This is a genomic window from Kribbella sp. NBC_01505 (genome assembly GCF_045040285.1).
Lineage (GTDB): Bacteria > Actinomycetota > Actinomycetes > Propionibacteriales > Kribbellaceae > Kribbella.
Map to the genome: position 1 here is coordinate 6,855,519 of NZ_CP109425.1, position 24,435 is coordinate 6,879,953.

Annotated in this window: 22 protein-coding genes; 16 read left to right on the plus strand and 6 right to left on the minus strand. The window is 68.1% G+C overall.

The features are described 5' to 3' along the window. Nucleotide 1: 1 nt before the first annotated feature. From OG474_RS32425 to ligD, 9 genes are all read left to right on the plus strand, one after another. Nucleotides 2–907 (plus strand): carbohydrate ABC transporter permease, encoded by a 906-nt coding sequence (locus tag OG474_RS32425; RefSeq protein WP_405057411.1) that lies wholly within the window; start codon nt 2–4, stop codon nt 905–907. After that, the gene (locus tag OG474_RS32430; protein ID WP_405057412.1) at nt 904–1,797 is read left to right on the plus strand and encodes a carbohydrate ABC transporter permease; all 894 of its coding nucleotides are present in this window, start codon (nt 904–906) and stop codon (nt 1,795–1,797) included. The genes OG474_RS32425 and OG474_RS32430 overlap by 4 nt, the downstream gene beginning before the upstream one ends. A gap of 4 nt (nt 1,798–1,801) precedes the next feature. Continuing rightward, the gene (locus OG474_RS32435) at nt 1,802–2,899 is read left to right on the plus strand and encodes an ABC transporter ATP-binding protein (RefSeq protein ID WP_405057413.1); all 1,098 of its coding nucleotides are present in this window, start codon (nt 1,802–1,804) and stop codon (nt 2,897–2,899) included. Further along, a complete protein-coding gene (locus tag OG474_RS32440) occupies nt 2,899–3,825 on the plus strand; it encodes an acetylxylan esterase (RefSeq protein ID WP_405057414.1) in 927 nt (308 codons plus the stop codon). Before OG474_RS32435 ends, OG474_RS32440 begins: the two co-directional genes overlap by 1 nt. Next, on the plus strand, nt 3,826–4,671 hold the full coding sequence (locus OG474_RS32445; protein WP_405057415.1) for an acetylxylan esterase: 846 nt from the start codon (nt 3,826–3,828) through the stop codon (nt 4,669–4,671). It begins immediately after the preceding gene. After that, on the plus strand, nt 4,668–5,768 hold the full coding sequence (locus OG474_RS32450) for a hypothetical protein (RefSeq protein WP_405057416.1): 1,101 nt from the start codon (nt 4,668–4,670) through the stop codon (nt 5,766–5,768). Before OG474_RS32445 ends, OG474_RS32450 begins: the two co-directional genes overlap by 4 nt. 646 nt (nt 5,769–6,414) lie before the next feature. After that, nucleotides 6,415–6,642 (plus strand): hypothetical protein, encoded by a 228-nt coding sequence (locus OG474_RS32455; protein ID WP_405064690.1) that lies wholly within the window; start codon nt 6,415–6,417, stop codon nt 6,640–6,642. Continuing rightward, nucleotides 6,609–6,866, plus strand: coding sequence for an ester cyclase (locus OG474_RS32460; RefSeq protein ID WP_405057417.1), 258 nt, complete (start codon nt 6,609–6,611; stop codon nt 6,864–6,866). The genes OG474_RS32455 and OG474_RS32460 overlap by 34 nt, the downstream gene beginning before the upstream one ends. Nucleotides 6,867–6,905: 39 nt before the next feature. Beyond that, complete coding sequence (gene ligD, locus OG474_RS32465; protein WP_405057418.1) at nt 6,906–7,883, plus strand: non-homologous end-joining DNA ligase; 978 nt, start codon at nt 6,906–6,908, stop codon at nt 7,881–7,883. Here the strand turns inward: ligD and OG474_RS32470 are convergent. From OG474_RS32470 to OG474_RS32490, 5 genes are all read right to left on the minus strand, one after another. Then, entirely contained in the window at nt 7,880–11,203 is a 3,324-nt protein-coding gene (locus OG474_RS32470) for a hypothetical protein (protein WP_405057419.1), read from the minus strand. The genes ligD and OG474_RS32470 overlap by 4 nt on opposite strands. Before the next feature lie 44 nt (nt 11,204–11,247). Then, the gene (gene mug / locus OG474_RS32475; protein ID WP_405057420.1) at nt 11,248–11,748 is read right to left on the minus strand and encodes a G/U mismatch-specific DNA glycosylase; all 501 of its coding nucleotides are present in this window, start codon (nt 11,746–11,748) and stop codon (nt 11,248–11,250) included. A gap of 207 nt (nt 11,749–11,955) precedes the next feature. After that, complete coding sequence (locus OG474_RS32480; protein ID WP_405057421.1) at nt 11,956–12,630, minus strand: hypothetical protein; 675 nt, start codon at nt 12,628–12,630, stop codon at nt 11,956–11,958. Beyond that, on the minus strand, nt 12,630–12,920 hold the full coding sequence (locus OG474_RS32485; RefSeq protein WP_405057422.1) for a hypothetical protein: 291 nt from the start codon (nt 12,918–12,920) through the stop codon (nt 12,630–12,632). The genes OG474_RS32480 and OG474_RS32485 overlap by 1 nt, the downstream gene beginning before the upstream one ends. After that, nucleotides 12,917–13,240 carry a hypothetical protein gene (locus OG474_RS32490; protein ID WP_405057423.1) on the minus strand — a complete coding sequence of 108 codons (324 nt, stop codon included), beginning with the start codon at nt 13,238–13,240 and terminating at the stop codon, nt 12,917–12,919. Before OG474_RS32490 ends, OG474_RS32485 begins: the two co-directional genes overlap by 4 nt. Nucleotides 13,241–13,329: 89 nt before the next feature. Here OG474_RS32490 and OG474_RS32495 point away from each other — a divergent pair, with 89 nt between their 5' ends. The 6 genes from OG474_RS32495 to OG474_RS32520 are packed head-to-tail and all read left to right on the plus strand — an operon-like array spanning nt 13,330 to nt 20,471. Then, the gene (locus tag OG474_RS32495) at nt 13,330–13,860 is read left to right on the plus strand and encodes a hypothetical protein (RefSeq protein ID WP_405057424.1); all 531 of its coding nucleotides are present in this window, start codon (nt 13,330–13,332) and stop codon (nt 13,858–13,860) included. A 10-nt stretch (nt 13,861–13,870) separates the two neighbouring features. After that, nucleotides 13,871–15,049 (plus strand): serine/threonine protein kinase, encoded by a 1,179-nt coding sequence (locus tag OG474_RS32500; RefSeq protein WP_405057425.1) that lies wholly within the window; start codon nt 13,871–13,873, stop codon nt 15,047–15,049. A gap of 49 nt (nt 15,050–15,098) precedes the next feature. Beyond that, the gene (locus OG474_RS32505; protein WP_405057426.1) at nt 15,099–15,803 is read left to right on the plus strand and encodes a Clp protease N-terminal domain-containing protein; all 705 of its coding nucleotides are present in this window, start codon (nt 15,099–15,101) and stop codon (nt 15,801–15,803) included. Nucleotides 15,804–15,813: 10 nt separating this feature from the next. Beyond that, nucleotides 15,814–17,100, plus strand: coding sequence for a serine hydrolase domain-containing protein (locus OG474_RS32510; protein ID WP_405057427.1), 1,287 nt, complete (start codon nt 15,814–15,816; stop codon nt 17,098–17,100). A 9-nt stretch (nt 17,101–17,109) separates the two neighbouring features. Then, entirely contained in the window at nt 17,110–18,507 is a 1,398-nt protein-coding gene (locus OG474_RS32515) for an ATP-binding protein (RefSeq protein ID WP_405057428.1), read from the plus strand. Continuing rightward, the gene (locus OG474_RS32520; protein WP_405057429.1) at nt 18,507–20,471 is read left to right on the plus strand and encodes a hypothetical protein; all 1,965 of its coding nucleotides are present in this window, start codon (nt 18,507–18,509) and stop codon (nt 20,469–20,471) included. Before OG474_RS32515 ends, OG474_RS32520 begins: the two co-directional genes overlap by 1 nt. Before the next feature lie 154 nt (nt 20,472–20,625). On the opposite strand, the gene OG474_RS32525 is transcribed toward OG474_RS32520, so the two are convergent. Beyond that, nucleotides 20,626–21,489, minus strand: coding sequence for a cobalamin-binding protein (locus OG474_RS32525; RefSeq protein WP_405057430.1), 864 nt, complete (start codon nt 21,487–21,489; stop codon nt 20,626–20,628). Between the two features lie 285 nt (nt 21,490–21,774). Between OG474_RS32525 and ppdK the strand changes: the two genes are divergently transcribed. After that, a complete protein-coding gene (ppdK, locus tag OG474_RS32530) occupies nt 21,775–24,429 on the plus strand; it encodes a pyruvate, phosphate dikinase (RefSeq protein ID WP_405057431.1) in 2,655 nt (884 codons plus the stop codon). The last annotated feature ends 6 nt before the right edge of the window (nt 24,430–24,435 follow it).

Consider the following 24,435-nt stretch of genomic DNA (forward strand, 5'->3'; position numbering starts at 1 on the left):
CGTGAGTGTCCTGACCGAGCGACGGCCGCTCGGCGACACCGGGAAGGCCTGGGCGCTGAACGCCCCGGCCATCACGGTGATCGCCCTGCTGGTCGCGTACCCGATCGGCTACTCGTTCTACGTCAGCCTGCAGCGCAACAACCTGAAACGCCCGCGGGCCAAGCGGTTCATCGGCCTCGACAACTACAAGGCGCTGTTCAGCGACGACGCCTTCCTGTCGGCGCTGAAGGTGTCCGGACTGTTCGTGCTGGTCGTCCTCGGCCTGACCGTCGTCCTCGCGCTGATCCTGGCGCTGGTCCTGAACGAACGCTTCCGCGGTCGCGGCCTGCTGCTCAGCCTCGCCTTGTTGCCTTGGGCAATGCCTGGCGTAGTGAACGGCCTGATGTGGCGAACGATCTTCGACGCCAAGACCGGTGCACTCAACGGCCTGATGATGCAACTGGGCCTGATCGACAGCTACCAAGCCTGGCTGACCTCCGGCACCGGCGCCTTCCTCTTCACCGCTCTGGCCCAGGTCTGGAACACCCTGCCGTTCTCCGTGATCATCCTGCTCGCCGGCCTGTCCACCATCCCTTCCGAGCTGTACGACGCCGCCACCGTCGACCGCGCCGGCGCCTTCCGACGGTTCACCCAGGTCACCGTCCCCTGGCTCCTGCACCCGTTGCTGATCGTGCTGATCCTCGAGACCATGAACGCCTTCCGCGCCTTCGACACGATCTACGTCCTCACCGGCGGCGGTCCCGGCGATGCCACCACCACGATCGCCCTCCTCGACGTACAGACGGTGCTGACCTTCACCGACTTCGGCCTCGGCAGCGCCTACGCCTGGGTCATCACCGCCATCACCCTGATCATCTCGATCGGCTACATCGGCCTCCTCTACCGGAAAGGCAACTTCGAGGTATGAGCACCGTTGTGCAAGTTCCGCTGAGGTATCGCATTCCGTGGAAGAAGATCGGGCTGTATGTGCTGGCGATCGCGTTCGGGTTGTATCTGGTGCTGCCGTTCTACTGGATCGTGGCGATGAGCTTCATGCACGAGGCCGATGCGATCGCCGTACCGCCGCACTGGGTGCCGGTGCATCCGACGTTGGAGAACTATCTGGGGTTCGTGAATCCGAACTCGGCGCAGGAGCTGGTCGGCGGGCGCGCGGTGTCCGAGACGCCGTACTCGTTGCGGAACAGCTTGATCGTGGCGTCGGCGACCGCCGTACTGAATCTGGCGCTGGCGACGTTCGCGGCGTACTCGTTCAGCCGGTTGAAGTTCAAGGGCAGTCAGGTGCTGCTGGTGCTGTATCTGCTGACGCGGATGGTGCCGGGGATCGCGATCATCATCCCGTTCTATCTGCTGATGCGGCAGTTCGGGCTGCTGGACACGTATCTGGCGCTGATCCTGTCCTACACGACGTTCGCGTTGCCGATCACGATCTGGATCCTGAAGGACTTCTTCCGGTCGGTACCGCGGGAGCTCGAGGAAGCGGCCCGGGTCGATCGGTGCGGCTGGTTCCGGACGATGTGGTCGGTGTTCCTGCCGGTCGCCGCGCCGGGGCTGGTGGCGGCGGCGGTGTTCGCGTTCATGACGGCGTGGAACGAGTTCATGTTCGCGCTGTTCCTGACCAGCACCAAGGCCGCGAAGACGATCCCGGTGGTGGCGGCGAACTTCGCCACCGACTTCAACACCCAGTTCACGGTGATGGCCGCAGCCGGTGTGCTGGCGGTCGTTCCACCACTCGTACTGGCGCTTGCATTCCAGCGGAAGCTGGTCCAGGGAATGGCCGCCGGATCTGTGAAGGGCTGAGACGATGGCAGAGGTACGGCTCGAAGGCATCACCAAGTCGTTCGGCAGCAAGCTGGTCGTCGACGACCTGAACCTGACCATCGAGGACCAGGAGTTCCTGACGCTCGTCGGTCCGTCCGGCTGCGGGAAGTCCACCACCCTGCGGATGATCTGCGGGCTGGAGCGCGCCACGAGTGGAAACGTGTTCTTCGACGGGAAGCCGGTCAGCTGGCTGCCGGCGAACAAGCGGGACGTCGCGATGGTCTTCCAGAGCTACGCGCTCTATCCACACAAGACCGTTCGGCAGAACATCGGGTTCGCGCTCAAGATGATGCGGGTGCCGAAGGCAAAGATCGACGAGCAGGTACTGCAGGCTGCGCGGACCCTCGACATCGAGGATCTCCTGGAACGCAAGCCGCGGGAGCTGTCCGGTGGGCAGCGGCAGCGGGTGGCCCTCGGGCGGGCGATCGTTCGCGATGCCGGCGCGTATCTGCTGGACGAACCGCTTTCCAACCTTGACGCCCAGCTACGAGTGCTGATGCGTGCCGAGATCAAGCGACTGCATGTCGATGTGGCGCGGACGTTCATCTATGTGACGCACGACCAGGTCGAGGCGATGACGATGTCCGACCGGATCGCGGTCATGCGCGACGGCATCATCCAGCAGTGCGCGACGCCCGAGGAGATTTACGAGCGCCCGGCGAACCGGTTCGTTGCCTCGTTCATGGGTTCACCGCCGATGAACTTCATCAGCGGTCAGCTCGCCGATGTCGACGGCGTCCGGATGTTCCGTAGCGACGCGTTGACGCAGGAGATCACCCTGTACGGCGATCAGCCGGCTGACCCCGCGGTCGTGCTCGGGATCCGGCCCGAGGACGTGTCGTTGTCGCCGACCCCGGTCGCGGGGTACCGCCAGGGCCGGGTGTTCGTTTCCGAGCCGCTCGGTCCCGACGTACTGGTCACTGTCCGGATCGAGGGCGAGTTGCTGAAGGCCCGCGTCCCCACGCCGTTCCGGCTCGGTCATGACGCGCCGGTCTATGTGGGATTCAATCCGCAGCGTCTACACCTGTTCACATCCTCGGATGGATCCGCCCTGCAAGCGCCGAGACAGGAGGCTGCATAGTGAGAGACCCGGAGAACGCGACGGTTCTGGTGGAACGGCCGGCCGACTTCGACGAGTTCTGGGCGGCCGGACTGGCCGACTGTTCGTCGTACCCGCTGGATCCGTTGCTGACCGAGATGCCGGCGCTGTCGACATCACGAGTGATCGTGTACGACGTTTCGTACGTGAGCTTCGGCGGGTTGCGCGTCTCCGGCTGGTACGCCGTACCGCGGGGCGGCGCGGCGCCGTACCCGGGTCTGGTCACGATCCCCGGGTACATCTCGGAGCCGACGATCCCGAAGGAGTGGGCCGAGCTCGGGTACGCCGCGCTCGCGGTCGCGCCGCGCGGGAAGCTGCGGTCGAACGCGGTGTTCAATCCGGGGTATCCGGGGTTGCTGACGAACAACATCGTGGATCACAACACCTATGGGTACCGCGGCTTCTATCTGGACGTCGTTCGCGCGGTTGACCTGCTGGTGGAGCGGCCCGAGGTCGACCGCGAGCGGATCGGGCTGGCGGGGTCGAGTCAGGGCGGCGGGCTCGGGATCAGTACGGCGGCGCTGCGGCCCGACGTGATCAAGGCGGTCGCGTGCGGAGCGCCGTACCTGTGCGGAATCATGACGGCGCCGACACTGACGCGGTCGTATCCGTATGAGGAAATCAACGAGTATCTGCGACTGCATCCCAAGGATGTGAATCGCGTTCGGGAAACGGTCGCGTACTACGACGGGCTGAACTTCGCGCCGGCGGTCAAGGCGCCGACGATGATCTACCTCGGGCTGCAGGACGACGTCTGTCCGCCGGAGACCGGGTTCGCGCTGCATCGCGTGCTGACGTGCCCGAAGGTCTTACATACGTATGAACACTGCGCGCATCACGCTGGGTTGCCTGGGGTGATGCGGGTGGTGGAAGACTTCCTGGCCGACCACTTGAAGCCGGTGATCTGAATGGATTTCTCCTCTTACTGGGATGCTGTCGATGACGAGCTGGCGGCGATTCCGGGTCGGCCGGTGCTCGATCTGGTTCCGCAGCGGACGAACTCCGAGGCGACGACCTCTGCGGTTCGGATCACCAGTGTCGGGCCGTATCGAGTGTTCGGTTCGCTGAGCATTCCGGTGGGCGAGGGGCCGTTCCCCGCGCTGCTGCAGGTGCCGCGGTACGGGAGCGTCAACAACATGGCGCATCCCAACGACCGCAGCCGGTACGTCGTACTGACGCTGATGCACCGTGGTCAGCGGCTGGCCGACGAGTTCTTCCGGGCTACCTATCCGGGATTGCTGACGTTGGGGATCGACGATCCTTCGACGTACATCTATCGCGGGATCGTGGCGGACTGTCTGCGGGCGACCGAGTTCCTGACGGGGTTGGCCGAGGTCGATCCGGCGCGGGTCGCTGCCGTGGGCAACGAACTGGCGATCCTGACGGCCGCGCGCCGGCCGGGGATCAGCGCGGTGCGAGTGTCGGACATGGTGCTGTATCGGGCGATGGAGGCTCGGCTCGCGTCCAGTCACTATCCGCTGGAGGAGCTGAACGATCACCTGCGGGCTGGTTCGTCGGCTGAGGTCGTTGCGCGGACGCTGTCGTACTTCGATCCGATCCGGCATGCGCCGGCGGTGAAGGCGCGGACGCTGGTTGCGGTTGAGGATGCGGACTGGTACGCGCCGCTGGTCGACGCGCTGCCGGATGGCGAGGCGTATGAGGTGACGCATCTGGACGGAACGGATGCCGACTTCTACGACGCGTGGCTCGCGGGGTTGTCCGGCGTACCGGCGATGTCGAAGTTCGTGCGATGAAGGTCCGCCGGGTCATCAACGCGAACGCCACGGTCACGGTGCTCGGTGGATCCCTGATGCCGCCGCCGGTGGTGCAGGCCATGGCCGAGGCGGCGGCCTACTTCGTCGATCTGCCGGAGCTGTATGAGCAGGTCGGCGAACGGATCGCGGAGCTGACCCACAACGAGGCCGCCTGCGTAACCGCTGGTGCTGCGGCCGCGATCACGCTGGTGGTCGCGTCCTGCATCGGCGAGCCCGCCCAAGCCTTCCCGCTCGAGGCGGAGGTAGTCATGTTCGCCTCCCAGCGCAACGGCTACGACTACTCCGCCCGCCTAACCGGAGCCCACATCATCGAAATCGGCCCAACCGCCGAGGACCTGCAAACAGCACTAACCGGCCGCCCCACGCAACCGGCCGGCGGACTGCAGCGGCCTGCGTGTGTGTTGTGGTTTGCGGGGGCGCATTATGCGGCGGGGGCGTTGCCGATCGAGGATGTGGTGCGGATCGCGGGAGCGGCCGGGGTACCGGTGATCGTGGATGCGGCGGCGCAGATTCCGCCGGTGTCGTCGCTGTGGCGGTTCACCGCGGAGCTCGGTGCCGATGCGGTGATCGTCAGCGGGGGCAAGGGGTTGCGCGGCCCGCAGACGACCGGCCTCGTGCTCGGCCGCCGGTGGCTGGTAGATCGTTGCCGACGGCATGCATCGCCGTACCAGGAGATCGGCCGCGGCATGAAGGTCGGCAAGGAAGAACTGGCCGCCATCCTCGCCACGGTCGAGTGGACCCTGGCCCAGGACGAGGACGCCCAACTCGCCGCCTACGAACGCTCCGTCACCCTCTGGCTCGACGGGCTCCAGGACCTCCCCGGCATCACCGCCTACCGCGGCTACCCCAGCGAAGCCGGCCAACCCCACGGCCGCGCCGTCCTCCGCTTCGCCGACGGAAACCGCCAGCAGATCATCGACGCCCTCTGGGACCTGGACCCCCGCATCTCCGTAGGCACCTTCCGCCTCGCCGACAACGAGATCGCCCTCAACCCCCAAACCCTCCAACCAGGCGAAGATCGACTAGTCCTAACCGCCCTCCGCCACCTCCTGACCCCCAAAAACCACCATCCCTGACCAACCCCTGCGGCCCCCGCGGACTCCCACCCCCTAACACCCACCTCCACGGACCCCCAACCACCCACCAACCCGCCCGAAGGCTCGGTCCTCACGCTCAGCGCCTTCGCCCGGTGTGCTGTCCGGCGGACTTACTGGGTGATGCGCGTCCGCCCGAACCCCAGCCACTGATCAACTCGCCCGCCACTGTCAGTCGCGCGCTCATTTGACTCTCGCCGCGACGCAGCGGGCAGGGTTGGACAGTGTGGGGCGTCCGCCAACGTCGCCCGTGGATCCCCACCACCCATCAACCCGTCCCAAGGCTTGGTCCTCACGCTCGACGTCGTCGCCCGGTGTGCTGTCCGGCCGTCTTACTGGTGATGCGCGTCGGCCCGGATCTCAGCCACTGATCAACTCGGCCGCGAGCGGTGGTCGCGCGCTCGTGTGTCTGTCGCCGCCGCCCGGTTGGCGGGGTTGGACAGTGTGGGGCGTCCGCCAACGTCGCCCGCGGATCCCCGCCACCCACCAACCCGTCCCAAGCCGCCGTCCTCACGCTCAGCACCGTCCGCCGGTGCGCTGTCTGGCCGACTTGCTGGGTGATGCGCGTCCGGTCGGGGCAGAGGTGGGTGCCTGTTGGGGTTGGGGTGGGCGGGGGTGGGGTCGGCCTATGGTTATGGACGAGTCGGTTGAGGTCGCGGTTGCGCTGCGGTATGTGGAGTACTTCAGGACGGGGGACGAGGTGATTCTGGAGGAGGCGTTCGCGCCTGATTTTCTTGATCATGTGAGCGGTCGGCGGGGCGTTGAGATGATGCGCGTCGTGCGAGGGTGGATCGAGGGAGCTTCGCTGATACCGAGTACGAGGTGCATGGGGTTACGAGTGGCGGTGGGCTTGTGATGCTGTGGTTCTCCAGCCGGGCTCGGCATGTCGGTAATGGGTTTCCACAGCTTGCTGGGCGGGAGCCGAGCGGGCGAGTGATTGTTGCGGAGGCGGTGCACCTGTTCCGCGTTATCGACGGCAGGTTGGCTGAGCACTGGGCTGTTCGGGACGACCTTGGGGTCCAGCGACAGATCGACAGTGCCGAACCTCTCGATCCGGCGCGAGACCGACCGCGGTTCTGAGCCGGGGCATCCGGCCCCGGCACGGCTTAAGCTCGGCAGATGGCGAGCAAGGTGGATGAGACGCGTGACGGCGTTGATCTGACCAACCTGGATCAGCCGCTGTTCGACGGGGCTGAGGCGACCAAGCGGGACCTGGTCGAGTATCTGGATGCGGTGCACGAGTGGATGCTGCCGGAGTTGCGGGAGCGGCCGTTGTCGGTGATGCGGATCCGGCCGGGGCAGCCGGCGTTCATGCAGAAGAACGTGCCGAAGTACACGCCTGAGTGGGTGAAGACGACCTCGGTGTGGGCCGAGGCGTCGAAGCGCGAGGTGTCGTACGCGCTGTGTGACGACCGCCGGACCCTGCTGTGGTTCGCGAACCAGCGCGCGGTCGAGTACCACCCGACCCTGATGCGAGCCGATCGCTGGGACCGCGTCACCCATCTGGTCCTCGACCTCGACCCGCCAGAAGGTGACGACACCTTCGCGCATGCTGTCCAGGCGGCCTTCCTGGTGCGGCAGGCGTTGGCTGACGCGGGGCTGACCGGCGCGGTCAAGACCAGCGGTGCGAAGGGTGTGCACGTGATCGTCCCGATCGACGACTCGGTGCCGATCGACGATGCGGCCGCGGCGACTCGCGCGATCGCGGCGCGGGCCGAGCGGATCGACCCCGAGGTCGCGACAACGGCGTACATCAAGGAGGACCGCCACGGGAAGGTGTTCGTGGACTCGACCCGCTCCGGCGGTGCGACGGTGGTTGCGGCCTACAGTCCGCGGATCCGGCCCGGTACGCCGGTGTCGTTCCCGGTCGGTTGGGACGACCTCGACCGGGTGAGCCCACGCGACTTCACCGTCAAGACCGCGGTTGACCTCCTGGGCGGAGCCGACCGCTGGGCAGACCAGCTCCCCGCGCCGCAGTCCCTCCCCGAAGACCTGCTCGAGGAGGGCCGCGCGATCCCGATCGCCCGCGTCGTCGCCATGCACGAAGGCAAACGCCGCAAACGAGCCCAGCGCGAGGCCGAAGAAGGCCAGGGTTAAGCCTCGGTCGCGGTGACCGTGTCCAGGGCCGCCTGACGGACGTCGGCATCGGGGTGGTTGCGCAGGGCAATTAGTAGTTCGCGCCACACCGGTGCCCATCCGGATCGACGGCCGGCAGCGGAAATGATCGCCCAGCCGAGCAGGCCGGCCATCAACGACTCGTCGCGTACGAGCTCGCGTGCGGTCGGTTCGAGCTGCTCCGGTGCCCACTGCGCGTCGTACCGGTCGAGCCGGGTGCTGAGCCTGGAAGCGGTGTTGTAGGCAACGATCGGCCGCCCGGCAACTGCCTCGACGAGCGAAGGCAGCTCGATCGCGAGCCGGTCCCAGGGGATGCCCTGGATCAGCAGGTCCAGTCGGAGGTCGAGCAGCTCCGGACTCTCCAACTCGGCCGCGATCACCTTGAGCGTCCGCCGTACCTCGGCCGGCTTCCCGTGCAAGGCCCGGATCAGCCGCGCACCGAGCGCGGTCAGACGCTGCCGCGCCGGATGGTCGCGTTGCGGCGTTGCGTTCGGCAGACCGGGATCATCCTCGGCCCGGACCAGCAGCCGGACGGCCGACTGCAGCTGGTCGAGCCCGAGGCTCGGGTCGGCGCCGACGACTGCGACCAGCGAGGTGGTCGCCTCACTCCAGGCCTTGGAATCCAGGTCGGAGATGAAGCCGGCGCAGACGGCCGCCACCGAAGGACTCCACGGCGCCCACCGCGGCAGCGCGAGCAGAGCGGCGCGCACGACCTCGGTCTCCGGCCGGTTGGTCACCGCCACCACCAGCTCGGCGTACCGCGAGCGGTACTTTGTGGCGAGCCCGTACGCCGGTCGCTGCGTCAGCACGATCGCCGTGGCATTGCTGTCGTGAACCGCCTCCTGCAACAACGCCCAGCTCGCCGGCTCGTGCAACAGATAGAGCGAGGCCGCACTTGCGATCGCTGCCCGCACGTCCCGATGCGCGTCCGCCCAAGCATCAGCCAGTACGGCGCTCGCCCCGGGCGCGCGCAGTGAGCCGAGGAGGCGGGCGGCCTCCTTCCGCGAGGTCACCTTCGCGCCATCGCCAACCAGGATCGGATGCAGAAGCCCCGGCAGCACGCTCGGCCGGACGAACCGCGCCGCCCGGCTGGCGGCGTACAGGGCGACCCGCGCGCGATCGTCACCGGCATGCGACAGCAGGACAGGCATCGCGTCCTGCGGAGAATCGGTCCAGGCCAGCGCGCTCAACGCGGCTTCCTGGAGCAGGACGTTGTCGTGCTGAAGGAACGGCTCGAGCGCGGCTCGGCCGACTCCGGGGATCCGGCCGAGCGTGGCGACCGCGTTGGCGCGCGCCGACTCGGGCATGCGCTCGTCGGCTGCTGCCTGCCCGACCAATTCGGCGTACCGGCTGTGCTGGCGGGGGAGCCAGGCACGGAGCGCCCGGTCGGGGACCTCCCAGCCCGGGTGGTTGCGGTTGAAGCGGTGGATGCGGTCGGGCTCGGCGAGGACCACGTCGAGCAGGTCGGTGCGGAGTTCGGTGACGCCGCCCCAGACGTGCAGCCACTGGGCCATGCCGACGTCGCGGTTGATGATCTGCTCGACTCGTTCGGCCCGCGTGTCCGGCCGCCACAACCAGAGCTCGCAGGCCTCGCCGACCGTGTTCTCCTGGTTGGACCAGACGCCCTTCTCCAGTGCGTCCTGCAGGTGATCGATCGTCCAGCCGCGCCGGTCGAAGGCGCGCGCGATCGCGAACGGCAGCCGGAACTCGTTGCGCGCCACGGCATCGTCGACAGGGCCGCGGAGTACGTCGTACACCGGCAGTTCCTGGCCGCGGGGGAGATTGTCGATCACGCCGTAGAGCATGAAGGTGCCCTGATTCTGGGTGACCCGGGCGTGCGCCTCCAGACCCCAGTCGAGCAGCGCGATCTGGTTGCGCGCGGCCCCTTGTTTGATCGCGGTCAAGGCGATCTCGGCCAGCTCGTGGCGGGTGCCGAAGGAGGTGTCCCGGGCTTCCAGTGCGGAGGTAAGGAGAGCTTGGAGCGGCTCGACGGTCTGGTCGGTCAAGGTCGACGCAGGCAGGCGCTGAGCTGCCGAAGCCACGGCCTCGCGGACCGGATCGCGGTCATTGCGAACCCTGGTCGCCCACGACAACGCGGCGGTGACGGCCTCGGGCTGGCGTGAGCTACCGGCGGCCGCGATCACCGCTCGGTACACGTGCGCGCGGTCGGCTGCCTCCGGCCGGTGGATGTCCGGCTCGAGCAAGGCGAAGGCCTCGTCGTACGGGAGGAATTCGGTGATGTGCCAGCGCTGCCGGTCGTCGTCGGTGATCGGAGCCAGGGTCAGCATCCGGCGGGCATGCTCGGCACGGAGTTGGTGGGGGAGAACGAAGAGCAGCCAGGTCGGGAGGATGGCCTGGCCGAGGTCGACGGACTTGGTGATGCCGGTGAAGATGGCGGCCCGGCGGCTTGGCGGGAGGTCTTCGAGGACCGGGGTGGGGTCGGGCCAGAGCAGTTCGCCGAGGGCGATCAGGTCGTCGTCGGCGTACCGGTTCAGGCGGCGGCGGACGGCCGGGGTCAGCGCCCAGTGGAGGGCACCGGCGCGTTCGGGCTCGAGCAGGAGCTCGACGGTGAGCGGGTCGATGTCCATCAGCCGGCCGAGGACCGAGGTGATTGCTGTCGGCAACTGTGTCGCCGGGAGCGCGCGGATGAGGAGGAGGGCTGCTCGCTCGGGATCGTGGTCCAGTACGCCGGTCAGGCCGAACGCGGGTCCCTGCCACCACTCGTCGCGGTCCGGGCCGGTCGGGAGGGTGCTGAACGCGTAGTCGTGGACCGGTTTGGGGTGTTGCGCGCCCAGACGTCTCCACTCGCCGCTGCCCAGGCAGTAGGCGAGTTCGGGGAGCAGACGGGTGACGGTCTCGTCGTCGGTGGCGATGAGTAGAGCGGCGGCTGCGGGGTCGCCCCAGCGTTCGCGGTGTTCGTCGATCAGGCGTGCGGCGAGCTGGGTTCGCCGGGTCTTGCGGATGACCTGGAGGAGCCGGGTGCGCAGGGCCGCGGGCGCGTCGTCGTACAGGATGCGCAGGTCGTCGTCGGAGACCGGTACGCCGTTGCCGGCCGCGGCCAGGGCGCGCGACTGCACGGACGGGATCGGGTCGTTGAGCAGGCGCGTCACGTAGCTGACATCGCGGGTCGCCTCGGCGACGGTGAGGCCGAGGACGCGCTCGTACGGCGTACCGGCGCCCAGCTCGCCGAGCAGCGACTGCAGGTCGGCCGGGCTCAGGCGGCGGGCCTCGGTGGACACGCGGCGGAGGCGCTCGCCGTACGGGAGGTCGTCGATCGAACGCAGCAGGTCCATGGCACGCATGGGGCCATCCTGCCCAATGACGGAGTCAGCGGGGGAGGCGACTCTCAGCTGACGTGCTCGAGCTCGGCGAAGGCGGCCGCGAGCTTCGGAAGGGTGTAGTGCGCATTGAGTCCGCTCGGGTTGGGCAGGATCCACACCCGGGTGGACCCGATCAGCCGCTCCTGCCGACCCATCTGGGCCTTCCGTTCGCCGAAGGCATCCCGGTACGCCGTAACTCCGACGACCGCGAGCCACTCCGGCTGGTACTCCAGCACCCGGTCGACGAGTCGCTCGCCACCGGCCATCAGCTCCGCGCGGGTCAGTTCCTCGGCCCGCGCGGACGGCCGTTCCACCACATTGGTGATCCCCAGCCGGTACCCGAGCAGCTCGGCTTGCTCTGCCGGTAGAAGCTGCCGCGGCGTGAATCCACCCTGATGCAACGCCGGCCAGAACCGGTTCCCCGGCCGCGCGAAGTGATGCCCGGTCTCGGCCGACATCAGCCCCGGATTGATCCCGCAGAACAGCACCCTCAACCCACGCGCGATCACATCCGGAAGAGGCTGCACGCAGAAACGGTAGCGAAGGACACGTAGTAGGCCCTCATCGCCCGGCCCCACGCCTCCCGGCGCCGCCCAACCTCCCCCTAGTACGTGTCCTTACCGACGCCTCTTCATGCCTAGCGACAGGACGTATAGGTCTGATTCGGCCGCGGGGGCTCGGGGCGGAGGCTCCGGTGGCCGGATGGGAGACGTATACGTCCTGTCGTTCGGGGGTCAGTCGTTGTCGTTGTTGAGGTTGGCGGGGAGTTGGGCGGCGATGCAGCTGCGGGCCACGAAGAGCCAGATGGTTTCGCCCAGGGCGTCGACGCGGATCATCGAGGCGCCGCGGTCGTTGGTGGAGTAGCGGTAGCCGCCCGTGGTGGGAAGGGCGAAGCCGACCGGGTCGTGGAGACGGCCGGAGGCGTAGTTGCTGTCGACGAAGTAGTTGTAGTAGCCGGTGCAGGCGGCGGGGTTGATGCGGACGATGATCGCGCCGTTGCCGGTGTGTGGGGCGGCGTCGAAGTCGCGGCCGAAGGTACGGCGGTGCGACAGCCGATCGCTGGTGTCGTCGCTGCAGCTCGCGGCGACCGTGGTCGAGCTCGAGGTGTCCAGAGCGCCGGGGACCAGGAAGGCGCAGAAGTTCGAGCCGTCACCGGCACGCCAGCGGCCGAAGTGGAAGTTGTTCGGGGTGGTCGTGTGGACGTCGAACCGGGTGCCCGCGACCGCCGTCCCCATGACGTATCCGCACGACTTGTTCGCCAGCCAACCGCCCGCGGGCATGATGCCGTTGTTGTTGCAGGCGGCCGGCTTGGTGACATTGCCGTTGGTGACGTACTGGTTGACGGCGTAGGCCGGAGTGGCCAGGGCACACAGCGTGGCGACGACAAGGGCTGCGACGAGTCGTCTCATCAACAGAACCAGCCGTCCTGGACCCAGCCGTCGTGGTTGATGTCGCCGTAGGCGAAGCCGAAGACCCACTCGCCGTGGATCTCCTTGACCAGGAAGGTCTGCGGTTTGTGCAGCGTCCCCATCCGGGCGCCTTGGGGTTTCACGCGCAGCTCGAGGTCCTGGGCGCAGACGGTTTCGCGGACGCCGACGGTGCCACCCGCGGCATTGGCCGGTACGGCGGTCAGTCCCGCGCCGGCCACGAGTAGCGCAGCAGCGAAGGCGGTACCGCGGGCAACTCGGCGCGCGTTCACCAGCTGCCCCATCCGCCGAGGCATTCGTAGCGGACGAAGCCCCAGTCGTTCGGGCCGAAGTCCTGGATCGAGGCCCAGCCGTTGTAGACCGGGTGCTTGCCGCGGGTGTGGCCGACCTTGTTGCCGTTCTCCAGGGTGCGCAGCTTGTGCACCGGACCCGGGATCGAGAAGTCGTAGTTCTCGTACATCGTGGCGTCCGTGCACGTGATCACCGCGTGCTCCGGGACCTCGACGGCGGCCGCGGCCTGGGTGCCGGCGAGCAGTACGGCGCCGGTCACCGCCGCTGCGGTCACCAGGAAGGGGGCGGACTTCCTTGTCATCAGAACCTCCATGGAGTTGTAGTCTGAGATGACGGTAAATCGTGTCGCCCAAGATGGCAATGCCTGTCATCAGTGGATACAGTGAGCCGATGGTTGCCCGGGCGGAACGCAAGGCTTTCTACGGGATCGCCGAGATCGCGGACGCGCTCGGCCTGAACCGCCAGCTGGTGACGGCCTGGCGGCGGCGCCGCAGTCACGGCATCCCGGATCCCGACGGCGAGCTGTCGTCGGGTCCGATCTGGCGCGGTACGACGATCGAGCCCTGGATCGAGGTGGTCCGGTCGCAACGGGATTCGCCGGCGCAGCCGATCAGCCCCGAGTTCGCGCTGAAGGCGGGCCGGCGGATGCTCCGGGTCGCCGCGCTGCTGCTGGAGGAGCCGATCCGGCTCAAACTGCTCAGCCAGTCGCTGGCCGAGGCGCGCGAGCTGCTGCCGATCGCCGAGGATGCGGCCGACGATCCGCTCGGCCGCGCCGTACGGGCGGTGTTGTCGCCGTTGCGTGCTCCCGACCCGGGCAACCTGCACCGATTCCGGCGGAAAGTGCTTGCTGAGCTGACACAGCTGGAGACCGTGGTGGACCTGGCGGCAGAATCCCTTCCGGAAGCAGACAGTGCGGGTTAGTGTGCGTGCCGTGATCGTCGAAGTACCTGGCTACCGCCTGGCGGAGCCGCTGGGTGCGGGTGCGACAGGGGTGGTGTACGCGGGGGTCCGGCTGGCCGATGGGGGGTCTGTCGCGGTCAAAGTCGTGCATCCGGAGCTGGTCGACCCGCAGTACCGTGACCGGCTGCGCCGTGAGGCCCGGCTGGCCGAAGCCGTTGTGCATCCGGGGGTTGTCCGCGTGCACGAGGTCGGCGGGGAACGCGACCAGGCCTGGCTGGTGATGGATCGGCTGAGCGGGCCGGATCTCCAGCAATTGCTGGACTCTGAGGGCCCGTTGACTCCGGAGCGTGCGGTCGAGCTGCTGGCCGACGTGGCTGATGCGGTGGACGCCGTACATCGCTCGGGGGTGATTCATCGGGATCTCAAGCCGGCCAACATCATCCTGGATGACGGTCGCCCGATGGTCGCCGATTTCGGGGTGGCGCGTCAGCTGGCGAGCCTCGAGTCGACGACCGGTCTGGACCTGAGTGGTGATGCCTGGTTGCACAGCGGTACGCCGTCGGGTCCGTCGCTCGGGTCGATGGCTGGAACCGTTGCGTACATGGCGCCTGAGCAATGGCGCGGCGATCCGGTCTCGCCGGCGACTGACGTTTATGCGCTTGGTGGGACGCTCTACGCACTGCTTACCGGCCGCCGCCCGTACGAACGTCGCACGCTTCCTGAGCTTGCTTATGCCGTAGCGATGCTCCCGCCGCCAACCACCTCCACGCCGTACGACGAGGTGATTCACCAGGCGATGGCGAAGAACCCCGCCGACCGCTACCCAACCGCCGCCGCCTTCGCCACCGCCCTCCGTGCGGCGGGGGAGGGCGCCGTTGGGCCGGCTCACGCTGAGGTCTCCGCTGGGAGGTTCGGGTGGAGCCGGCGGCTGGTTGTGGGGGTGGCGGCTGCTGGGGTTGCGGTGTTGGGGGTTGGGATTGCGGCGATGGTGGTGCACGGGCGGTCGGCGCCTACTGACGAGCTGACGGTTTGTGCCCAGGACGCGACGGTGCGGGACGCGCCACGGAGCAAGACCGTGGTGGCGACGGTGTACCGCGGGGATCGGTTGGTGCCGATCGCGGCGCGGGACGGGGAGACGTGGGTGCATGTGCGGTTGCCGGACGGGCGGACCGGCTGGTCGTTGACGGACTACGTGCGGCACAGCTGCTGATCGTCAACCTGGGGTTGACGCGATGAGGTTGTCAACCTACGGTTGACGCATGACTCCTGGACCTGATCTTCAGCAACTCATCAACACCATCAAGGCCGACGCAGGCAGTGACGACGAGCTGCAGCAGCTCGGTACCGCGGCGTCGACCATCAGCGAGCTGACCAGCACCGGCGATGCGGCGCTCGGGTTCTTCGTGGACCGGGCGCGCGGCGCGGGCAAGTCGTGGGTCGAGATCAGCGCGGTGCTCGGCGTGAGCAAGCAGGCCGCGCACAAACGGTTCGCGGACTCGTGGAGTACGTCGCCACAGTTCGACCGGTATACGCAGCGCGCGAAGAACGTCGTACAGGCCGCGACGCAGGTGGCTCGCGAGCGGAACCACAACTTCGTGGGTACCGAGCACCTGCTGCTGGCGTTCTTCGCCGAGCCGGATTCGATCGCCACCAAGGTGCTCACCGCCCGCGGGATCACCGAGCAGACGGTGCGCGAGGCAGTCGACGTACTGAGCCCGGCGGCCGAGCCCACGTCGGCGACGGAGGGCGAGCAGCCGTATACGCGGCGCGCGACCAAGGTTCTGCACGGGGCCGTCGCGGAGGCTCTGACACTCGGTCACAACTATGTCGGCACCGAGCACCTCCTGCTCGCCTTCTACCAAGACCGGGAAACCGTTGCCACAAAGGTGCTTCTCGAGCAGGAGCTCGATGAGCAGACCGCTTGGCAGGACGCGCGCGCACTGCTCGACCAGTACTCGAAGTAGGTTGGGGTGCATGCCTGACTGGTCTGTGCGGTTGAGTGAGTTGGCGGAGGCGGCCGCGGTGCCGGGCGCGGTGCTCGGTATCTGGGCCGCCGGCGAGATGACGATCACGCCGTACGGCGTCCTGAATGTCGCGACCGGTGTCGAGACCACCGCCGACTCGGTGTTCCATCTCGGGTCGATCAGCAAGGCGTGGACCGCGACGATGATCGTGCAGCTGGCCGCGGAGGGCCGGCTCGGTCTCGACGACAGCGTGGTCAAGTTGTTGCCAGAGGCACTGATCGATCCGCGGATCACCGTCCGGCACCTCCTGACCCACACCAGCGGGATCGACGGTGACGTCTTCACCGACACCGGCCGCGGGGACGACTGCGTCGAGCGGTACGTCGCCCTGCTTGCCGAGGTCCAGCTCCTCTTCGAACCCGGTACGGCGTACTCCTACTGCAACGCGGGTTTCGTCCTGCTCGGCCGCGTCATCGAGGTCCTCGACGGCCGCAGCTGGGACGACTCGCTCCGCGCCCGCCTGATCGACCCGCTCGGTCTGACCAAGACCGTCACCCTGCCCGAAGAAGCGATCCTGCACCGTGCCGCCGTCGGCCACCGCGACGTCGACGGCGTACCGGTCAAGACCTGGCAGCTCCCACGCAGCATCGGCCCCGCCGGCACGATCGCCTCGACCGCCGCCGACCTGCTCACCTTCGCCCGCACCCATCTGACCGACCGCTACCTCGGGATGCGCGAGCCGCACGGAATCGACACCGGTGGGTCCGGCGGGTTCGACGTCGGCCTGACCTGGCGTCTGTACGACTGGGGCGGTCACCAGTTGTTCGGCCACGACGGTGCGACCATCTCGCAGCTCGCCTACCTCCGCATCGATCCCGAGGCTCAGGTGGCGGTCTGTCTGCTGACCAACTCCGGCAACGGCAACGCACTGTTCGAACCACTCGCCACAGAGGTCTTCACTCACCTCACCGGCGCTGTCCACCCGGCGGCACCGCAACCCATCGACCACCTCACCGACGACCGCCACGTCGGTCGGTACGAACGCACCTCGGTCCGGCTGGACGTCGTACGGCGTGATGGTCGGCTCTGGGCGCAGTACCAGGCGACCGGGGACCGGCTGGCCTTCGCGGAAAACCCGGTCACCGAGTTCGAACTGCTCCCCACCGAACCTGCCGACGGCAACCACTTCGTTCTGCGCGATTCCCCGAAGCATCCGTGGGTCCCGATGACGTTCGCCCCGTCCCATGTACTGACCTCGGGTCGAATTACGCCTCGACTTTTGGGGGATGCGAGCTAACGTCGTCTCGTGACCAGTGCACCTGCTGAACTTCCCCGTACGGCTGGTGACCTTCGGGCCGCCGGCTATCTGCCTCGGTCAGTCAAGGCCGAGCTTCGTGACAATCTGCTGACAGAACTCCGGGCGGGACGTGATCCCTGGCCCGGCATCGTCGGATTCACCCGGACGGTGATTCCGCAACTGGAGCGTGCCCTGCTCGCGGGGCACGACGTCGTACTGCTGGGTGAGCGCGGCCAGGGCAAGACCCGGCTCTTGCGCACCATGGTCGGACTGCTGGACGAGTGGACCCCGGTGATCGAGGGTGCCGAGCTGCCCGAGCACCCGCTCGAGCCGATCACGCCCGCCTCGATCCGCCGCGCGGCCGAGCTCGGTGACGAGCTGCCGGTGGCGTGGCTGCACCGCAGCCTCCGGTACGCCGAGAAACTGGCGACCCCGGATACGTCGGTCGGTGACCTGATCGGCGACGTGGACCCGGTGAAGGTTGCCGAGGGCCGCAGTCTCGGCGACCCGGAGACCATTCACTTCGGGCTGGTCCCGCGGGCCCATCGCGGGATCGTGGCGATCAACGAGCTGCCGGACCTTGCCGAGCGCATCCAGGTCGCGTTGCTGAACGTGATGGAGGAGCGCGACATCCAGGTTCGCGGCTACACGCTGCGGCTGCCGCTGGACGTGTTGCTGGTGGCAACGGCCAACCCGGAGGACTACACCAACCGCGGCCGGATCATCACGCCGCTGAAGGACCGGTTCGGTGCCGAGGTGCGGACGCACTACCCGCTCGACATCGACGCCGAGGTCGACGTGATCCGGCAGGAGGCCCACCTCACGGCCGAGGTCGGCGAGCCGTTGCTGGAGGTGCTCGCGCGCTTCGTCCGGCATCTGCGGGAGTCGCCGGCGATCGATCAGCGGTCGGGTGTCTCGGCCCGGTTCGCGGTCGCCGCGGCGGAGACGATCGCCGCGGCCGCGCTACGCCGGAGTGCGATCACCGGTGAGGAGCCCGCGGTGGCTCGTCCGGTCGACCTCGACGCGGTCCCCGCCGTACTGCGGGGCAAGCTGGAGTTCGAGCCGGGCGAGGAGGGGCGTGAGATCGAGCTGCTCGAGTACCTGATGCGCCGCTCGGTCGCCGACACCGCGCGGGAGCGGTTCGCCGGTCTCGACCTGACGCCGCTCGCCAATGCCATTGCTGAGGGCAACCTTGTCGTCACCGGTGAGCGGGTGCCCGGCAAGGACGTGCTAGCTGCTCTGCCGGAGCTTCCGGTGCTGCACGATGTCGCGGCCCGGGCCGGTGTCGAGGCGGACGAGTCCCCAGGGCGGATCGCGGCCGCGGTCGAGCTCGCGCTGGAGGCGTTGTACCTGTCCAAGCGAGTCGCCAAGGACGCCGACGACGACACGACGGTGTACGGGGTCTGATGACTGCATCGATCCCGGAAGGCTGGTCCTACGGGCCGTGGCACGACGGGCCGGATCCACTGGCGGCGCCGGTGGATCTGCGTGACGCGCTCGACGAGATCGGCCGTGACGTGATGAACGGGTCCTCGCCGCGGTCCGCGCTGGAGGAGTTGCTCCGGCGCGGGACCGAGCGGACGCAGGGCCTCGACGATCTGACCCGGCGGATGTGGGAGCGCCGGCGGGAGATCCAGCGCCGGCACAACCTCGACGGCACGCTGCGCGATGTGCAGCGGTTGCTGGATGAAGCGTTGGAGGCGGAGCGGCGCGAGCTGTTCCCGAACCCTTCCGACGATGCGCGGTTCCGGGAGGCGCAGCTCGACGCACTGCCTTCGGGTACGGCGGCCGCCGTACGGGAGCTGTCTTCGTACGACTGGCAGTCGGCTGAGGGGCGCGCGAAGTTCGAGGAGATTCGCGAACTGCTCGGGCGGGAGTTGCTCGGGTCACGGTTCGAGGGCATGAAGGACGCGTTGCAGCAGACGACGCCCGAGGATGTCGAGCGGATCAACGAGATGCTCGGCGATCTGAACGCGCTGCTGGCCGCGCACGCGCAGGGGCGGTCCGACGTACCGGATTTGTTCTCGCAGTTCATGGCCAAGCACGGGGAGTTCTTCCCGGAGAATCCGCGCACGGTCGAGGAGCTGATCGACGTACTGGCGGCTCGGGCGGCCGCGGCGCAACGGATGATGAACTCGATGACGCCGGAGCAGCGTGCTGAGCTGGCGGAGTTGTCGCAGCAGGCGTTCGGGAGTCCGCAGCTGTCGCAGCAGCTCGCGCAGCTGGATGCACAGTTGCAGTCCCTGCGACCGGGTGAGGACTGGAGCGGGTCGGAGCGGATGAGCGGTGATGATCCGCTCGGTCTGGCCGAGGGTGCGCGGGCGATGTCGGATCTGGCGGAGCTGGATGCGTTGGCCGAGCAGCTGTCGCAGTCGTATCCGGGGGCGCGGCTGGAGGACATTGACCTGGATGCGTTGACCCGGCAGTTGGGTGATGAGGCGACGGTCGATGCTCGGCGGTTGAGCGAGCTCGAGCGGCAGCTTCGGAACCAGGGTTTGCTGGAGCGCGCGCCGGATGGCTCGCTGCAGTTGTCGCCGAAGGCGCTGCGGCAGTTGGGACAGACGGCGTTGGCCGACGTACTGCGGTCTGCGCGTGGTTCGGGTGAGCGGGATGCCGCGAGTGCCGGGGCCGCTGGTGAGTTGAGCGGGTCGACGCGGCCGTGGCAGTTCGGCGACACCCAGTCGTGGGACGTGTCACGGACGGTGCGGAACGCCGTACTGCGGACTGCCGGTGCTGGTCGACGTGGATCAGTGCGGCTGGACGTGGCCGATGTGGAGATCGCCGAGACCGAGCATCGTGCCCGGGCCGCCGTTGCGTTGCTGGTCGACACGTCGTGGTCGATGGTGCAGGAGAACCGCTGGCTGCCGATGAAGCGGACGGCGCTCGCACTGCATCAGCTGATCTCGACGCGCTACCGGAACGACGCGCTGCAACTGATCACGTTCGGACGGTATGCCGGGGTGGTCGAGCTACCGCAGCTGATCGGCATGGAAGGTACGTGGGAGCAAGGGACCAACGCTCACCACGCGCTGTTGCTGGCCGGTCGACACCTCCGTCGGCACCCCGACGCCCAACCGGTCGTCCTGATGGTCACGGACGGCGAACCGACCGCCCACCTGGAGCCCGACGGCACGGCCGAGTTCTCCTACCCACCCGAGCCGGCCACCCTCCGCAAGACGATCTTCGAGGTGGACCGCCTAGCCAAACTAGGCGCCACCCTCACCGTCTTCCGCCTGGGCGACGACCCCCGCCTGAACGCCTTCGTAGACCTCCTGGCCCGCCGCAGCGGCGGCCGAGTCCTGGCCCCCGACACCGACGGCCTAGGCGCCGCCGTAGTAGGCGACTACCTAAAAACCCGCCGCAACCTCTAACCCACCCCCGCCGCACCCCGAACCACCCGACCACCTTGTGGTGGCGCGGCGGACCGCCCCCACTCACCAACCCGGCTGCGGGCAGCTTCCGCGGCTTGCTCTGAGCGTGGGGTCGGCGTCGGCTTTGGGTTTGGTGAGTGGGGGCGGTTCGGGTTCAGCGGAGGCGGCGGGCTTGGGTGGGGCTGGGGGTTTGGGTGGTGAGGATGGTGGTGAGGAGTTCTATGCCGTCGACGAGGCGGGGGCCGGGGCGGGCGAAGTGGCTGTTGGAGTCGACGGCCCAGACCTCGGCGGTCGGCGGGAGGACTTCGGCCTGGAGGAGGCCGTCGGCTAGTTCGGCCGCTTGGTCTACTCCGAAGCCGCAGGGTGCGACCACTACTACCTCGGCACCGGACAGGTCCGCCCATTCGACAGGCTGCGATCGGGCTCCCGCCGTACCGAGGATGTTCACGCCGCCGGCTAGTTCCACCTGCTCGGGGAGCCAGTGACCGGGCGCGTACGGCGGGTCTGTCCACTCCAGCAGGGCCACTCGCCGGCCGGTGCGGGTCTGCTGGGACAGCTGGTGGAGGCGGTGGCGCAGGTCTTCTAGGAGGGGTGTTGGGTCGCGGTCGAGAGCCTTGGCTATCTGCTCGATGGAGGTGAGGACCTCGGCGAGCGTGTGGGGGTTGGTGGTGACCACCTCGGCGGTGCAACCGAGGTACGTGAGGGCTGCGTCCACGTCATCAACGTCCAGTGCGCAGACCGCGCACAGGTCCTGCGTGATGACGAGGTCGGGATCGAGGTCGCGGAGGGCGCCGGCGTCGAGCTTGTAGAGGTCCTCGCCGGCGGCGACCCGGGCGCGGACCACCGCGTCGATCTCACCAGGGGTCAGACCGGCAGGAAGCGCCGAGGTGGAGACGATGCGGCGGGTACGGGCTTCGGCCGGGTAGTCGCATTCGAACGTGACGCCGACCACTTCGTCACCGGCGCCCAGGGCGAAGCAGATCTCGGTCGCCGAGGGCAGGAGCGAGACGATGCGCACCAGGCGACTGTAGATGAAACCTCTCCGGTACCCGGGCGGAACCTCGTTGACACGCGCCGGTTGCGATTCATCGATGGAGAGGCTGTTTGTCTCCCGTTGTCAACCAGGTAAGGGTTTTCCGGCCTTCGGTCTGTGGGGAGCGTCACGTGCTCATTGTGAGACCAGTGTTCAACTGGACTGGTTTTCTGGCTTACTCTGAAAGAACGCCCACGCCAGTGAAGTCGAGGGGCCAGCGGACTACCGCACCGCGTCTCAGCAGCATCACCCGCACCCCAGGGAGTGAACGTGCCGAAACTCGTCTACGACTTCGCCGAAGGCAACAAGACCATGAAGGAGTTACTCGGCGGCAAGGGTGCGAACCTCGCCGAGATGACGAACCTCGGTCTGCCGGTGCCGCCCGGGTTCACGATCAGCACCGACGCCTGCCGCGCGTACCTGAGCACCGGCTCGGTTCCTGCCGACATGGCGGACGAGATCGACCACCATGTCGACGTACTGCAGCAGAAGATGGGCAAGAAGCTCGGTCAGGCCGACGACCCGTTGCTGGTCTCGGTCCGCTCCGGCGCCGCGGTCTCGATGCCGGGCATGATGGAGACGGTCCTGAACGTCGGCCTGAACGACGACTCGGTCAACGGTCTCGCGCACCAGTCGGGCAATCCCCGATTCGCGTGGGACGCGTACCGCCGGCTGATCCAGATGTTCGGCAAGACCGTGCTCGGCATGGAGGGCGACGTCTTCGAGGACGCGATCGAGTCGGCCAAGCAGGCCAAGGGGACCACGAACGACCTGGACCTCGACGCCGATGACCTGAAGGCGATCGTCCAGACCTTCAAGCAGGCCGTGCAGGACCACACCGGCCGCGAGTTCCCGCAGGACCCGCGGACCCAGATGGACCTCGCGATCGAGGCGGTCTTCGGCTCATGGAACTCCGAGCGCGCGATCCTCTACCGCCGCCAGGAGCGCATCGCCACCGACCTCGGTACGGCGGTCAACATCTGCTCGATGGTCTTCGGCAACCTCGGCATGGATTCGGGGACCGGTGTCTGCTTCACCCGCGACCCTTCCACCGGCCAGCCCGGCGTGTACGGCGACTACCTGCAGAACGCGCAGGGTGAGGACGTGGTGGCGGGCATCCGCAACACCGTCCCGCTCGCGGATCTCGAGCAGATCGACAAGTCGTCGTACGACGAACTGATGGCGATCATGGCCAAGCTCGAAGGGCACTACCGCGACCTGTGCGACATCGAGTTCACGGTCGAGCGCGGCAAGCTGTGGATGCTGCAGACGCGCGTCGGCAAGCGGACGGCGGCGGCCGCGTTCCGGATCGCCACCGGCCTGGTCGACGAGGGTGTGATCGACACCGACGAGGCGTTGAGGCGGGTGAAGGGTGCGCAGCTCGCGCAGCTGATGTTCCCGCGGTTCGACGCGGACGCGGACACCGAGCTGCTCACTAAGGCGATCGGTGCGTCGCCGGGTGCGGCCTCGGGCAAGGTCGTCTTCACCTCGGCCGCGGCGGTTGCGGCGGCCGACAAGGGTGAGAAGGTGATCCTGGTCCGCCGCGAGACGAACCCGGACGACCTGCACGGCATGATCGCGGCGCAGGGCATCCTGACCAGCCGCGGCGGCAAGACCTCGCACGCGGCCGTCGTTGCCCGCGGCATGGGCAAGACCTGTGTCTGTGGTGCCGAGGAGCTCGAGGTGAATGTTGCCGAGGGCACCATCAAGATCAACGGCAAGGTCCTCGACAGTGACGCCACGATCTCGATCGACGGCACCACCGGCGAGGTCTTCGCCGGTGAGGTCCCGGTCGTCGCCTCGCCGGTCGTCCAGTACTTCGAGGGCTCGCTGGCCGCGGATGCCGGCGACGATCTGGTCGCCTCGGTGCACCGCCTGATCACGCACGCCGATCAGGTACGGCGGCTCGGCGTACGGACGAATGCGGACACGGCCGATGACGCGGCCCGGGCCCGGCGGTTCGGTGCCGAGGGGATCGGGCTGTGCCGGACCGAGCACATGTTCCTGGGGGAGCGGCGGGAGGCGGTCGAGCGGCTGATCCTGGCCAACGACGACGCCGAGCGCGAGGCCGCGCTGGCCGAGCTCGAGCCGCTGCAGCGCGGTGACTTCCTCGAGCTGCTGGGCGCGATGGATGGTCTGCCGGTGACGATCCGGTTGATCGACCCGCCGTTGCACGAGTTCCTCCCGTCGATGGAGGACCTCGCGGTCAAGGTCGCCCTGGCGAACGAGCGTGGTCAGGATCCCGGCCGGGACGCGACCCTGCTCGCCGCGGTGCAGCGGTTGCACGAACAGAACCCGATGCTCGGACTCCGCGGTGTACGGCTCGGTCTGGTGATTCCCGGCCTGTTCGCGATGCAGGTGCGGGCGATCGCGAGTGCCGCGGTCGAGCTGCGCGGCCAGGGCAAGGACCCGCAGCCGGAGATCATGATCCCGCTGGTCGGCGCCGTACAGGAGCTGCACCTGGCGCGGGACGAGGTGAGCAAGGTGCTGGCCGAGGTCGGCGTCGAGTGGAACATCCCGATCGGCACGATGATCGAGCTGCCCCGGGCCGCGGTGATCGCGGACCAGATCGCCGAGGCGGCCGACTTCTTCTCCTTCGGGACCAACGACCTGACCCAGACCACCTGGGGCTTCAGCCGCGACGACGTCGAGGGCTCGTTCTTCTCGCGCTACCTGGAGAAGGGCATCTTCGCGGTCTCGCCGTTCGAGTCGATCGACGTCGAAGGCGTCGGCGCGCTGGTCCGGACCGGCGTCGACCGTGGCCGGGCCACCAAGCCCGACCTCAAACTCGGCATCTGCGGCGAACACGGCGGCGACCCCGACAGCGTCCACTTCTTCCACGAAGCCGGCCTCGACTACGTCTCCTGCTCGCCCTTCCGGGTCCCCATCGCCCGCCTCGAAGCCGGCCGCGCCGCCCTGGACTGACGCTCG